Raw genomic sequence first — 12,731 nt, forward strand, 5'->3', positions numbered from 1 at the left:
CTGGTGTCCGCCGCGACTGAAGCCTTCCTCGCCATGCTTGCCGCTGAACGCGGGGCGGCGGCGAATACGCTGGCCGCCTATCGCCGCGATCTTGGCGGGGCAGAGGAAGCGATCGGCGATCTCGCCGCCGCGCCGCGCGATGCGGTGGCCAGCCTTGCCGGGGAATGGGCCGCGCTCGCCCCGGCGAGCGTCGCGCGCAAGGCATCGGCATTGCGGCAATTTTTCGGCTTTGCAGCGGATGAAGGGTGGCGGCGCGATGATCCATCGGGCGCGCTGCCTTCGCCGCGCACCCGCCGCCCGTTGCCCAAGGTGATGGGGCACGATTCCATTGCTGCGCTGTTCGCCCGCGCCGAGGAGGAAGCGGCGGGCGATGATCCCAAGGCGGTGAGGCAATTGGCGTTGATCGAACTGCTCTATGGTTCGGGCCTGCGCGCCACCGAGTTGGTGGCGCTGCCGCTGGTGGCGGTGCCGCGCGATGCGCCATTCCTCACCATCACCGGAAAGGGCGGGGCGACCCGGCTGGTGCCGGTTGGTGCGCGCGCGCTGGAGGCGCTGGCGCGCTGGGTGGCGCTGCGCCCGGCGGTGCCCGCCTCGCGCTACCTGTTCCCCTCCCGCACCGGGCAGCATCTCAGCCGGATGCGGTTGTTCCAGCTGATCAAGGGGCTGGCGGCGCGCGCCGGGCTTGATCCCGCCGCCATCAGCCCGCACGTGCTGCGCCACGCCTTTGCGACCCACCTGCTGGAAGGCGGGGCCGATCTGCGCGTGCTGCAAACGCTGCTGGGCCACGCCGATATTTCGACCACGCAGATTTACACCCACGTCGATGCCGCGCGGCTGGTTGCGCTGGTCAATTCCTGTCACCCGCTTGCCACGAAGCCCGCATCAGACTAGCGCCGTCGCATGATTTCACACCTCGATTTCGAGAAGCCGGTTGCCGCGCTTGAAGAACGCATTGATCAGCTGCGCGGTGTTGACGCATTGCATGATGTCGATGTGGCAAGCGAGATTGCCCGGCTCGAAGCCAAAAGCACCGAATTGCTCGCCAGTACCTATGCCTCGCTAACCCCGTGGCAGAAGACGCAGGTCGCCCGCCATCCGCAGCGCCCGCATTTTCACGATTATGTCGCCCATGCCTTCAGCGATTTTGTGCCCTTGGGCGGGGATCGTCTGTATGGCGATGATCAGGCGATCATGGGCGGGTTCGCGCGGCTGAACGGCCGCCGGGTGATGTTGATCGGCCACGAAAAAGGCAACGACACCCAGAGCCGGATCAAGCACAATTTCGGGATGGGCAAGCCCGAAGGCTATCGCAAGGCGATCCGGTTGATGGAGCTGGCGGGGCGATTCGGGCTGCCGGTGGTGACGCTGGTCGATACATCGGGCGCATTTCCGGGGATCGAGGCGGAAGAGCGCGGGCAGGCCGAAGCCATCGCCCGTTCGACCGAGGCCTGTCTGGCGCTCCCCGTGCCGATGGTGGCGGTAATTGTGGGCGAAGGCGGTTCGGGCGGCGCGGTGGCGCTGGCAGCGGCCAACCGGGTGCTGATGCTGGAACACGCGGTCTATTCGGTGATCTCGCCCGAAGGTTGCGCGTCGATCCTGTGGCGCACATCGGACAAGGCGGCAGATGCAGCGCAGGCGATGAAGGTCACCGCGCAGCATCTCAAACGCGACGGCGTGATCGACCGCATCGTCAAGGAACCACTTGGCGGGGCGCAGCGCGATCCGGCGGCGGCGGCGCGGCTTCTTGGCGCGGCCTTGACCGAAGAACTTGATCTGCTGTCGAGCAAGAGCGCCAAGGCGCTGATCGCCGCGCGTGAGGAACGCTTTCTCGGCATTGGCGGATAGCACGCCTGCCTCAGGGGTTTGCGCCGCGCCGCTTTGGCGGTAGGCTGTCAGCGGGTATTATCCACGGGGAGAGCCGAACATGACACGAATCGCACGCAGTATCCTTGCATTAGGTGCGGCGCCGCTGGCGTTGGCGGGATGCGTGGGTGGCGGCACAATACCGTCAGCCTCAACCCCGATCACCCCGACTGAAGCCCAGCAGGGCGCGGAATTTCACCCGCAACTGCTGAACGAATTCGGCGGCGCGATGACGGGTTCTCATGCGCTCTATGTCGAGCAGGTGGGCAAGAATATCGCGGTGCAATCGGGCCTTGGCAACGCGCGCGAAAGCTTCACCGTCAGCCTGCTCAATTCGCCTGTCAACAATGCCTTCGCGGTGCCGGGCGGCTATATCTACACCACCCGCCAGCTGGTGACGTTGATGAACAACGAAGCCGAACTGGCGGCCGTGCTGGGACACGAAGTCGGCCACGTCGCCGCGCGCCATTCGCAGCGCCGCCAGCAGACGGCGCAGCGCAATTCGATCCTTGGGGTGCTGGGCGCGATCGGCAGTGCGGTGCTGCTGGGTGATACCGGATTGGGCGATTCGCTGTCGCGCACCTTTATGCAAGGCTCGCAGCTTCTGACGCTGAAGTTTTCGCGCACGCAGGAATTGCAGGCGGATGATCTGGGGATCGAATACCTGACCAAGGCGGGATATGACCGCCGCGCGATGGGCACCGTGCTGGCGAGCCTCGCGGCGCAAAACACGCTTGATGCGCAGCTGCAAGGCCGCAATGCGAGCGTGCCGACATGGGCCTCAACCCACCCCGACCCGGCCAGCCGGGTGCAAAGCGCGCTGGCCAAAGCTGGCCCGGCTACTGGCGGAACGACCAATCGTGATACCTTCCTCACGCGCATTAATGGCCTGCTTTATGGCGATGATCCTGCGCAGGGCCTGATCGAAGGCAGCCGGTTCATTCACCCTGAACTGCGCTTTTCGTTCACCGCGCCGCAGGGGTTCTACATGGTCAACGGCACCCGCGCGGTCAGCATCCAGGGGCAGGGCGGGCAGGCGCAGATGACGCTGGCACCCTATGCTGGCAATCTGGAAACCTATGTGCGTCAGCAGTTCACCGCGCTGGGCGGAAAGGACAGCACGCTCGCGCCCGCGCAGATGCAGCGCACCACGGTCAACGGCTTGCCCGCAGCCTATGGCATTGCGCGGGTCAATAATGGCAATTCGCAAGTGGATGTGACGGTATTCGCGTATGAATTTGCGCGCGACCGAGCCTATCACTTCACCACCATCACGCCTGCTGGGCAAGGGGGGCAAGCGGCGACGTTTAACGCAATGTTCCAATCCATGCGGCGGATCACGCAGGCTGAGGCGAGCAGCGTGGTGCCCAAGAAATTGCAGGTCGTCACTGTCGCGCGCGGGGACACTGTTGCAAGCCTTGCACGGCGAATGGCCTATCCCACGGCGCAGGTGGAGCGCTTCCGGGTGCTCAACGCGCTTGGCGGCAGCGAAGGCGTGACACCGGGGCAGAAGGTCAAGATCGTGGTGAACGGGCGTTAGAGTGAGTCCTTACCAGCGCGCTGAGATGCTGACGCATCACGCGCTGGGAATGCTCAAGCGCCGCACGGGCTTAACCAATATGCGATGAGCAAGGCTCATCGCGTATTGGTATTGGCCTTTTCCCTCTCCCCATAGCTCGGCAGGCCCCATTCCCAGCGGATTGCGGCTGCGCGCAAGGCAAAGCCGCAGATGAACCCTGCGCCCCAGACCCATTCCTTGGGCACGCCCAGCAGCGGGGCTGCGATCATGCCTGCCACCGTCAGCACCGAGGTTAGCGCGGCCGCGGTGACGTAGAGTTCGGGCTGCATGATGATCGACGGGCGGCCTGCCACCACATCGCGGATGATCCCGCCGACGCAGCCGGTGATGATCCCCATTAACGCCGCAGGCACAGGCGGCACGCCGTAAGCCAGCGCCTTGGCACTGCCGAGCACCGCATAGGCGGCCAGCCCCGCGCCGTCAGCATAGGCGAACAGCTTGCCCTCCCACCAACGCACCGGGGTGAACCACGCGATCAGCGCCGTTGCAAGGCACACCGCCGCCACCCACGCATCGCCAATCCAGAACACCGGCGCGCCGATCAGCAGATCGCGCACCGTGCCGCCGCCGACGCCGGTGACGAGTGCGAAAAAGCCCATGGTGACAAAGGTCTGCCGCAGCCGCGCCGCGAGCACCGCGCCCGACAGCGCGAACACCGCAATCCCGGCGATATCGAGCAGATCGAGAATCGGGGTGAGGACAGCGGGGGTCATGCCGCAGCCCGCCGTGCGCGGCGGCGGCGGAACATCAGTGTGGTGCCGATCAGCGCCCCGGTGAGCGAGAGCGCCGCGAACAGGATCAGGATCGGGTGGCTGGTGTCCTCCCGTTCCGACAGGTCCATGATGTGCAGGCCCCAGGCAATATCGAACGCCCGCCACCACCGCGTGCGCACCGCCTCAACCTCGCCGGTATCGCGCCCGACATAGATATTGGTGCCGTCATTCAGCGCCACCTGCCACACCGCAATCGGGCGGCGGAAATCGAACGGGGTGCGGTCAGCGGGGAACAGCGTGACGCGCGCAGGCCTGTCACCGCCCACGATCCGCTTTGCCACCAGCGCGCGCGCGGCGGCGGCATCAAGTGGGGGAAGCGGCGCTCCGCTGGCGAAATCGATCCGGTTGACCGCGCCATCCAACGTGGTGAGGATCGCCACGGCGCGGCCATCCTGCATGGTCACGCGCATATCTTTCAACGCGGCATCGGGCGCGGCGAGCGTGCTGCCGGGGATGACCAGCGGCGCAGGCGGCACTTCGCGGCGCAGATGATCGCCGCGCACCTGTTCGATCGGCCGCGCCACCATCAACAGCCCGGTGGCGAGCCACATGACGATGGGCACCCCGACCAGCCAGCCGAGCCAGATGTGCCATTTCGCCAGAGTGCGCATGAAGGGTTTGCGTGCCATGCCTTGCGCCATGGCGAACCTGCATCAACCGTGCAAGATCTGACCGATGGCCGCTGCTGCGGCGATGCAATCAAGGTCGCTCCAGCGCGGGCCGATCACCTGCATTCCGCACGGCAGGTTAGCGCCCAGATAGCTGCCGCTGCCGATGGGCAGCACGGTGACGGGCAGGCCGGGGAAGGTCGCCAGCCCGGCCCAGGCGAGCGCATTGCCGCCGGGTTCCTCAGCGCCGTTGATGGTAAGCGTGCCGCGAAACACGGGTTTGTCGCTATGCGGCACGGCCAGCACCGGCGCGGGCGGGGCGAGGACGAAGTCGTAGGTTTCGAACAGAGCTTCCCACTGCGCCATGTTGGCGGCCTGCGCGTCCATCAGATCGAACCAGTCGGTTGCACTCGCACGCTTGCCATCGGGCGCAGGCGCGCCGCGCGCCATCGCCACGTTCATCATCTTGAGATAGTGGCGGTATTGCTGCGACTGATCGGGAACAAGGTCGCTCTCACGCTCGATCACCACACCAGCGCGGGTGAGGGCTTCCAGCGCCGCCTCGGTCGGCTGCATCACACTGGCATCGACCGGCGCGTTCGGCAGCGCGGTGATTGCGAGCAAGCGGCAATCCTTCAGCCGCTTGGCCCGGCGGCGCAGCGGCACCTCCGCGCCCACTTCGGTCAGCACCGCCAGATCATCAGGGTTGCGCGCCAAGGGGCCAGCGATCGACAAGGCCCCATCATGCGCGGCGATAAAGCCATCGCGGCGCGACATGGCGGGGTGATCATGCCCATGCTTGGGGATGAGGCCCCACGTGGTCTTGTGCCCCCAAACGCCGCAGAAATGCGCTGGCACCCGCACCGATCCGCCGATGTCGGTGCCATAATCGCACGGCACCATCCCGCTCGCCACAGCGGCCGCTGCGCCGCCCGATGATCCGCCGGGGGAGCGTTCGGCGTTGTGCGGGTTGGAGGTGCGGCCATAGACGGGGTTAAAGCTTTGCCAATCGGTGAGGTCTACCGGCACGTTGGTCTTGCCGATAATCACCGCGCCCGCCGCCTTCAACCGCCGCACTAGCCAGGCATCGCGCGGGGCGATCTGATCCTTGTAACGCGGGTGCCCCCAGGTGGTCGGCAGGCCCGCGATGTCAAAGCTTTCCTTGATCGTCATCGGCACGCCGAACAGCGGTTGATCGGCGCGCGGGCCGTGTTTGTCCATCGCCTTGGCGGTGTCGTAAGCGCGCGCAAAATCCGGAACCGCCAGCGCATCAATGCTGCTGTCGTATTTCTCGACCCGCGTGATCGCCGCATCCACCGCCTCGGCAACGCTGAGTGTTCCCGCCCGGATCGCAGCAGCCGTTTCCAGCGCGCCGGGTTTGTCGGTCAATTGCGGATAGGCCATGGGTGAAATTTCTCCTCGGCTGCAGGGACTAGGCAAAACCGCAGGAGGGAGCAAACCCCATCTGGCAAATCACATATGGATCGGCTTGCCCGTCACTGCCATCGCTGCTTCCTTCAACGCTTCGGCGTGGGTGGGGTGGGCGTGGCAGGTGTAGGCGATGTCCTCGGATGTCGCGCCGAATTCCATCGCGATGGCGGCCTCGGCGATCATCGTGCCTGCAAGGCTGGCGATGATCCACACGCCCAGCACGCGGTCGGTTTCGGCGTCCGCGATCACCTTCACAAAGCCATCAGTATCGCGGTTGGCCTTGGCGCGGCTGTTGGCCATCATTGGGAACTTGCCGACCTTGACCGCAAGGCCGCGTTCCTTGGCCTCTTCCTCGGTGATGCCGACGCCTGCGATTTCAGGCGCGGTATAAACGACGCTGGGGATCACATCGTGGTTCACGATGCCGGTCAGGCCCGCGATGTTTTCAGCGACCGCGATGCCTTCATCCTCGGCCTTGTGCGCCAGCATCGGGCCGGGAACCACGTCACCGATCCCCCAGATATTGGGCACAGAGGTGCGGAAATCATGGTCGATTTCGATCTGCCCGCGCTTGTTGACGGCGAGGCCCGCCTTGTCGAGCGCGAGGCCATCAGTATTGGGGCGCCGCCCGATCGACACCAGCACATGGCTGGCGGTGATGGTCTGTTCATCGCCGCCCGCCGATTTTTCGATGGTGAGGCTGACTTTCTTACCAGCAACCTTCGCGCCGGTGACCTTGTGGCTGAGCATCATGTCGATGCCCTGCTTCTTGAAGATTTTCTGCGCTTCCTTGCGCACGTCACCGTCCATGCCGGGGAGCAGCTGGTCGAGGAATTCGACCACGGTGACTTTCGCGCCGAGCCTGCGCCATACCGAGCCGAGTTCAAGCCCGATCACGCCGCCGCCGATCACCACGAGGTGTTCGGGCACTTCGTCCAGATCAAGCGCGCCGGTGGAATCGACGATCCGCTTGGCCGCATTGTCGACCTCTACGCCAGAAAGCGGGGTGACGTTCGACCCGGTGGCGATCACGATGTCCTTGGCGGTGATTTTCTCGCCGCCGACATTGACTGTATGCGCGTCTTCAAACGCGGCGTGGCCTTTCAGCCATGTGACCTTGTTCTTCTTGAACAGGAATTCGATTCCCCCCGTCAACTCGCCCACGGCCTTGGTCTTTTCGGCCATCATTTTGGAGAGGTCGAGCTTTGGCGTGGCGGTGATGCCCCATGTGGCGAAGTGGCCGCCTGCGGCTTCCTCGAACAGTTCCGAACCGTGCAGCAGCGCCTTGGATGGAATGCACCCGACATTGAGGCAGGTGCCCCCCAGCGTCTCGCGGCTTTCAACACAGGCGGTCTTCAGCCCGAGCTGCGCCGCACGGATCGCAGCGACATAGCCGCCGGGGCCGGCACCGATGATGAGGACGTCGTAATCGTAATTGTGGTCAGCCATTTTTTTCTCCGTCATCCCAGCAACAGCTGGGATCTCAGGCTGCGGGGGTCAAGCTTGCCGCTCTAGGCCCCAGCTTTCGCTGGGGTGACGATGCGATTTACACGCTCACAAATCAATCAGCATCCGCGTCGGATCCTCGATCGCTTCCTTGATGATCTTGAGCGCGGTTACCGCCTCGCGCCCGTCGATCAGGCGGTGGTCATAGGACAGCGCCAGATACATCATCGGGCGGATCACGATCTGACCATTGCGCACGACCGGGCGATCTTCAATGCGGTGGAGGCCCAGCACCGCGCTCTGCGGCGGGTTGATGATCGGGGTCGACATCAGGCTGCCGAACACGCCGCCGTTGCTGATGGTGAAGGTGCCGCCGCTCATGTCGTCCATCGTCAGCGTGCCAGCCTTCGCGCGCGCGCCGAAATCGGCAATGTCCTGTTCGATCCGGGCAAAGCCCTTCTTGTCGGCATCGCGGATTACGGGAACGACCAGCCCATTGGGCGCCGATACCGCAACCGAGATATCGACATAGTCGTGATAGACGATTTCATCGCCCTCGATATAGGCATTGGCGCTCGGCACGTCTTTCAGCGCAAGGCAGGCAGCCTTGGCGAAAAAGCCCATGAAGCCGAGGCGAATGTCGTGCTTTTTCGCGAACAAGTCCTTGTACTTCTCACGCGCTTCCATGACCGCGCTCATGTCGCAATCGTTGAAGGTGGTGAGCAGCGCGGCCTGTTCCTGCGCGCCCTTCAACCGCTTGGCGATGGTCTGGCGCATCCGGGTCATCTTGACCCGTTCTTCGCCGCGCGCGCCGCCGGTTGGGGCGGGGGTTGCAGCCGGGGTCGGGGCGGGCGAGGGCGCGGGAGTGCCGCCCTTGGCCTTCGCCTCAGCCGCGGCGAGCACGTCTTCCTTGGTCAACCGGCCATCCTTGCCGCTGCCCTTGATGGTCGAGGGGTCAACCCCGTGTTCGAGCACAGCGCGGCGCACGGCTGGCGACAGGGTCTGCGCCGCGTTCAGCAGTTCTTCGGACGCTGCGGGCGCGGGCGCAGCCGTATCAGCCTTGGCCGCCGCCGGAGCGGGCGCGGGCGTATCAGTCTTGGCCGTCGCCGGGGCAGGCGTGGGTTTGGGGGCAGATGCCGTCGCGCCTTCGTCCACCACCGCGATCACCGCGCCAACTTCGACCGTGTCGCCCACCGCAACGCGGTGTTCGGACATGACGCCTGCGACGGGCGATGGCACGTCAACCGCGACCTTGTCGGTTTCGAGGCTGACGATGGGTTCATCGGCGGCGACTGCATCGCCGGGCTGCTTGAGCCATTCGGCAATCGTGCCTTCGGTGACGGATTCGCCAAGGGCGGGGACTGTGATTTCAGTGGCCATGTTTGTGGTTCCTTGCGGCCTTACTTAAGGTCTGATTGTGATAGACCGAGCGCGTCGGCAATCAATGCCTCCTGCTGGGCCTTGTGACGGCTGGCGAGCCCGGTGGCGGGCGAAGCGGACGGATTGCGCCCGGCATAGATCGGGCGTTTACCCGAATGCCCGGCGGCGGTCAGCGCATCTTCGATCTGGTTCTGGACAAAGAACCACGAACCATTGTTCTTGGGTTCTTCCTGACACCAGACTAAGTCTTTGAGGTTGGTCATCCGCTTCAGCCGCACCGCCAGCGGATCGCCGGGGAAGGGGTACAGCTGTTCGATCCGGATGATCGACACATCATCGATCCCCGCTGCATCGCGGGCTTCCAGCAGATCATAGGCGACCTTGCCCGAACACAGCACCACGCGCCGCACCTTGTCATCGGCAATCGTGGCGGAGTCCGACAGGATGCGCATGAAATGCGTTTCGCCGGTGAAATCGCCCTTCGCGCTTTTGGCCAGCGGGTGGCGCAGCAGCGACTTGGGGCTCATGATGATCAACGGCTTGCGGAACGAACGCAGCATCTGGCGGCGCAACACGTGGAAGTAATTGGCGGGCGTGGTGATGTTGCACACGCACAAATTGTCATCCGCGCATAATTGCAGGAACCGTTCGAGCCGCGCTGAGGAATGTTCCGGCCCTTGCCCTTCGTAGCCATGCGGCAACAGCATCACCAGACCATTGGCGCGCAGCCATTTGGATTCGCCGCTGGCGATGAACTGATCGATCATGATCTGCGCACCATTGGCAAAATCGCCAAACTGGCCTTCCCACAGCACCAGCGTTTTGGGATCGGCCAGCGCAAACCCGTATTCGAACCCGAGCACACCATATTCCGACAGGGTGGAATCGTGCACTTCGAACTTGCCGTGCGGCAGGGTGTTCAACGGAACATATTTGCGTTCGGTTTTCTGGTCGACCCACACCGCGTGGCGTTGGCTGAAGGTGCCGCGCCCCGAATCCTGCCCGGACAGGCGCACGCCGTAGCCTTCCATAACCAGACTGCCGAAAGCGAGTGCTTCTGCCGTGGCCCAGTCGAAACCGTCGCCATTGACGAACATTTCACGCTTGGCAGTGATGACGCGTTCCAATGTCCGGTGAATGCCAAGATCATCCGGCACTTCGGTCAGCACCCGGCCGAGCGACTCCAGCGTCTTTGGCTCGATCGCGGTTTCGACATTGCGCCGCGCGGTTTCCGGATCGGCGGGCTTGTTCAGCCCTGACCAACGCTGGGCAAACCAGTCAGCCTTGTTGGGTTTGTAGCTCTTGCCCGCTTCGAACTCATCTTCGAGCAGCGCGGTAAATTCACCCGCGATGCGCTCACGCGTGCCGGGTTCGACCACGCCTTCATCAACCAGCCGCTTTTCGTAGCTGACACTGACCTTGGGGTGCGCGCGGATCGCATCATACATCAACGGCTGGGTAAACTTGGGCTCGTCGCCTTCGTTGTGACCAAAGCGGCGGTAACACCACATGTCGATCACCACGTCGCGGTGGAAGGTCTGGCGATATTCCACCGCCAGTTTGCAGGCGAAGGTCACCGCTTCGGGATCGTCGCCGTTGACGTGCAGGATCGGTGCCATCACGCCCTTGGCCACGTCGCTGGGATAGGGCGAAGACCGCGCGAATTTGGGCGAAGTGGTGAAGCCGATCTGGTTGTTGATGATGAAGTGGATGCACCCGCCGGTATCATATCCCGGCACGCCCGAAAGCGAGATGCTTTCCCACACAACGCCTTGCCCCGCAAACGCCGCATCGCCGTGGATCAGCACCGGTAGCACCTGCTTGCCGTGGGCCAGATCATCACGGAAAACCTGGTGCGCGCGCACTTTGCCCAGCACCACGGGGTTGACCGCTTCAAGATGCGACGGGTTGGCGACCAGGCTCATGTGCACAGAGATCCCGTCAAACTCACGGTCGGTGCTGGAGCCAAGGTGGTATTTCACATCGCCCGAACCGCCGACATCATCGGGGTTGGCGCTGCCGCCCGAAAATTCGTGGAAGATCACGCGGTAAGGCTTGGCCATCACGTTGGCGAGCACGTTCAAGCGCCCGCGGTGGGCCATGCCGTAGACAATCTCGCGCACGCCCGCGCTGCCGCCATGCTTGATCACGGCTTCCAGCGCCGGGATCATCGATTCGCCGCCATCCAGCCCGAACCGCTTGGTGCCGACATATTTCTTGGCGAGGAATTCCTCGTATTGCTCCCCGCGCAGCACAGCGGCGAGGATCGCTTTCTTGCCTTGCGGGGTGAACTGGATCGTTTCGCCGGGGCTTTCGAACTTGTCCTGCAGGAACCGGCGTTCCTCGGTATCGGCGATATGCATGTATTCAAGGCCGACCTTGCCGCAATAGACTTCGCGCAGCCGCTGATGGAGCTGGCCCACCGTGGTCCATTCCATGCCGAGCACGCCGCCGACATAGACATCTTCGTTTTCCTTGCCCGCCAGCCCGTGCCATTCGAGCGTCAGGTCGGTTGGCCCTTCGCGATCCGACAGGCCCAGCGGATCGAGATCTGCCGCCATGTGCCCGCGCACCCGATACAGCCGCACCAACTGCATCGCCGCGATCGATAGCGCCGCGGCCTTTTCGACCGCCTTGGGATCGGCAGGCTTGCCCGCGTCCTTCGCGGATTTCGCCACCGCGATCCGCATCTCGGTCGGGTCCATCGCGGAGGTCAGATCGGATGCGCTATCGGCCAGCGTATCGAGCCACCCGCGCCGCTCCCACGAAGGGCCGGGCTGCGGGCCTTCCTGATCGGTAAAGGCGGGGATGAGGCTATCGTTTGGCTTGTTCATATTAGCACCTTGTGAGTCCCCGCGCAGGCGGGGACCTCCCTCGATTCAGAGCGACACATCGCTCATATAATGTGCGGAATGGTGTGCGACAGATCGTCCCACGCCGGATTGCGGGTTTCGATTCGCTTCACTTTCCATTCCCGGTTCCACTTCTTCATGCGCCGTTCGAAACGCTGCGCGTCGTTCAGATCATCAAACCATTCGAACCAGACAAGACGGTGGCAGTTGTATTTTTTCGTGAAGCTCGAAACTTTACCAAACCGGTGTTGTTCAATTCGCATTGCGAGGTCGATGGTTACTCCGATGTAGAGAACGCCGTCAGGCTTGTTGGTCAGGATGTAGACGAACCCGCCTTTCACTTACCTGTCTCGTTTCCCGTCTTGTGAGTCCCCGCGAAGGCGGGGATCTCATTCAGCATGGCACTCCCCCGACTGAGGCCCCCGCCTGCGCGGGGACTCACAATCTTTTCAAACCAGTTCTTTCAGCATCGTGGCCAGCGTGGTGCCGAGCTCGGATGGCGAGGGGCTGACGCGGATGCCTGCATCTTCCATCGCCGCGATCTTGTCTTCCGCGCCGCCCTGACCGCCGCTGACGATGGCGCCAGCGTGGCCCATGCGGCGGCCCGGAGGGGCGGTGAGGCCGGCGATGAAGCCGACCATCGGCTTGGCGCGGCCCTTCGCACGCTCGGCCTTGATGAAGGCGGCGGCTTCTTCTTCGGCACTGCCGCCGATTTCGCCGATCATGATGATGCTTTGCGTCTCCGGATCGTCAAGGAACAGGTCGAGCATGTCGATAAAATTGGTGCCGTTGACCGGAT

The 12,731-nt window shown here is 63.9% G+C and carries 10 protein-coding genes and 1 pseudogene; 3 read left to right on the forward strand and 8 right to left on the reverse strand.

Features of this window, described 5'->3' with window-relative positions; translation table 11 throughout:
- The first annotated feature begins 3 nt into the window (after window positions 1-3).
- From ACSSV3_RS06185 to ACSSV3_RS06195, 3 genes are all read left to right on the forward strand, one after another.
- Window positions 4-891, forward strand: a complete 888-nt coding sequence (locus ACSSV3_RS06185; RefSeq protein WP_354322998.1) for a tyrosine recombinase — start codon at window positions 4-6, stop codon at window positions 889-891.
- 9 nt (window positions 892-900) lie between these two features.
- Window positions 901-1,845 (forward strand): acetyl-CoA carboxylase carboxyltransferase subunit alpha, encoded by a 945-nt coding sequence (locus ACSSV3_RS06190; RefSeq protein WP_354323000.1) that lies wholly within the window; start codon window positions 901-903, stop codon window positions 1,843-1,845.
- A 79-nt stretch (window positions 1,846-1,924) separates the two neighbouring features.
- Window positions 1,925-3,403 (forward strand): M48 family metalloprotease, encoded by a 1,479-nt coding sequence (locus tag ACSSV3_RS06195; RefSeq protein WP_354323001.1) that lies wholly within the window; start codon window positions 1,925-1,927, stop codon window positions 3,401-3,403.
- 95 nt (window positions 3,404-3,498) lie between these two features.
- Here ACSSV3_RS06195 and ACSSV3_RS06200 read toward each other — a convergent pair whose 3' ends face one another.
- The 8 genes and pseudogenes from ACSSV3_RS06200 to ACSSV3_RS06235 all read right to left on the reverse strand — a co-directional run.
- Window positions 3,499-4,155, reverse strand: coding sequence for a trimeric intracellular cation channel family protein (locus ACSSV3_RS06200; RefSeq protein WP_354323002.1), 657 nt, complete (start codon window positions 4,153-4,155; stop codon window positions 3,499-3,501).
- The gene (locus tag ACSSV3_RS06205) at window positions 4,152-4,844 is read right to left on the reverse strand and encodes a PepSY domain-containing protein (RefSeq protein WP_354323003.1); all 693 of its coding nucleotides are present in this window, start codon (window positions 4,842-4,844) and stop codon (window positions 4,152-4,154) included. The genes ACSSV3_RS06200 and ACSSV3_RS06205 overlap by 4 nt, the downstream gene beginning before the upstream one ends.
- 24 nt (window positions 4,845-4,868) lie before the next feature.
- On the reverse strand, window positions 4,869-6,227 hold the full coding sequence (locus tag ACSSV3_RS06210; protein ID WP_354323005.1) for an amidase family protein: 1,359 nt from the start codon (window positions 6,225-6,227) through the stop codon (window positions 4,869-4,871).
- Window positions 6,228-6,296: 69 nt separating this feature from the next.
- Window positions 6,297-7,703, reverse strand: a complete 1,407-nt coding sequence (lpdA, locus tag ACSSV3_RS06215; RefSeq protein WP_354323006.1) for a dihydrolipoyl dehydrogenase — start codon at window positions 7,701-7,703, stop codon at window positions 6,297-6,299.
- A 105-nt stretch (window positions 7,704-7,808) separates the two neighbouring features.
- On the reverse strand, window positions 7,809-9,080 hold the full coding sequence (gene odhB / locus ACSSV3_RS06220; protein ID WP_354323007.1) for a 2-oxoglutarate dehydrogenase complex dihydrolipoyllysine-residue succinyltransferase: 1,272 nt from the start codon (window positions 9,078-9,080) through the stop codon (window positions 7,809-7,811).
- A gap of 20 nt (window positions 9,081-9,100) precedes the next feature.
- Window positions 9,101-11,914: a 2-oxoglutarate dehydrogenase E1 component gene (locus tag ACSSV3_RS06225; RefSeq protein ID WP_354323009.1), complete on the reverse strand. Its 2,814-nt coding sequence runs from the start codon at window positions 11,912-11,914 to the stop codon at window positions 9,101-9,103.
- A 62-nt stretch (window positions 11,915-11,976) separates the two neighbouring features.
- Window positions 11,977-12,273, reverse strand: a complete 297-nt coding sequence (locus tag ACSSV3_RS06230; protein ID WP_354323011.1) for a GIY-YIG nuclease family protein — start codon at window positions 12,271-12,273, stop codon at window positions 11,977-11,979.
- A gap of 108 nt (window positions 12,274-12,381) precedes the next feature.
- Window positions 12,382-12,731, reverse strand: a pseudogene (locus ACSSV3_RS06235) (succinate--CoA ligase subunit alpha); the annotation flags it as partial.

It is taken from the genome of Porphyrobacter sp. MBR-49 (genome assembly GCF_053628655.1).

Excerpts from the sequence above, each read along its gene's own strand:
- ACSSV3_RS06190 (WP_354323000.1), top strand. The coding sequence starts at position 901 with ATGATTTCACACCTCGATTTCGAGAAGCCGGTTGCCGCGCTTGAAGAA.
- ACSSV3_RS06195 (WP_354323001.1), top strand. The coding sequence starts at position 1,925 with ATGACACGAATCGCACGCAGTATCCTTGCATTAGGTGCGGCGCCGCTG.
- ACSSV3_RS06200 (WP_354323002.1), bottom strand. The coding sequence starts at position 4,155 with ATGACCCCCGCTGTCCTCACCCCGATTCTCGATCTGCTCGATATCGCC.
- ACSSV3_RS06205 (WP_354323003.1), bottom strand. The coding sequence starts at position 4,844 with ATGGCACGCAAACCCTTCATGCGCACTCTGGCGAAATGGCACATCTGG.
- ACSSV3_RS06210 (WP_354323005.1), bottom strand. The coding sequence starts at position 6,227 with ATGGCCTATCCGCAATTGACCGACAAACCCGGCGCGCTGGAAACGGCT.
- lpdA (WP_354323006.1), bottom strand. The coding sequence starts at position 7,703 with ATGGCTGACCACAATTACGATTACGACGTCCTCATCATCGGTGCCGGC.
- odhB (WP_354323007.1), bottom strand. The coding sequence starts at position 9,080 with ATGGCCACTGAAATCACAGTCCCCGCCCTTGGCGAATCCGTCACCGAA.
- ACSSV3_RS06225 (WP_354323009.1), bottom strand. The coding sequence starts at position 11,914 with ATGAACAAGCCAAACGATAGCCTCATCCCCGCCTTTACCGATCAGGAA.